Raw genomic sequence first — 536 nt, 5'->3', positions numbered from 1 at the left:
TCAGTTGGTGAACAACAAACCTTAAAACCTGCCATCGAACAGCTGCAAGCACAACTTACCAAGTTAGGCACTCCTGATACTTTTTCAACCACTAAATTTACCGCAGATAGCGGTTTCCATAGTGAAGTTAATCTTGAATTCATGGCAAGCACTGGGCTCGATGCTTACATGGCTGATAGTGCCTTTAGAAGTCGTAACCCCTTATTTAGTCAAAGTGAAAGGTATCAAACAGAGCAAGAGAAACGACGATTAAAACGAAGTAAAGGTCGGTCTAGATTATTTAATAGTAATGACTTCCACTTTGATGAAAAGAAACAAACGTGCCATTGCCCAGCAGGTAAGGAAATGTGGTTGAGTGTTAAAAATATCGAAACAGCAGGTCGGCATTATGTTCGCTACTCAGGGTATTTAAAAGATTGCCGCGTTTGCCCATTACAAACTCAATGCATGAGAAAGAAACCTACAAAACAAGGTCGGCAGGTTCAGTTTGAAACGAATATAAAAGATAAAATTATCTCATATACCGATAAAATGCG

The 536-nt window shown here is 39.4% G+C and carries 1 protein-coding gene; it reads left to right on the top strand.

The annotated features are described in order from the left end of the window. Positions 1–536: transposase (locus tag V6255_RS17990; RefSeq protein ID WP_341629376.1), on the top strand; the 536-nt coding region annotated here is incomplete at both ends.

Source organism: Psychromonas arctica, assembly GCF_038155225.1.
GTDB lineage: Bacteria > Pseudomonadota > Gammaproteobacteria > Enterobacterales > Psychromonadaceae > Psychromonas > Psychromonas arctica_B.
Note: the sequence above shows the minus strand (reverse complement) of the source record. Positions and strands in the feature narration are given on the sequence as shown.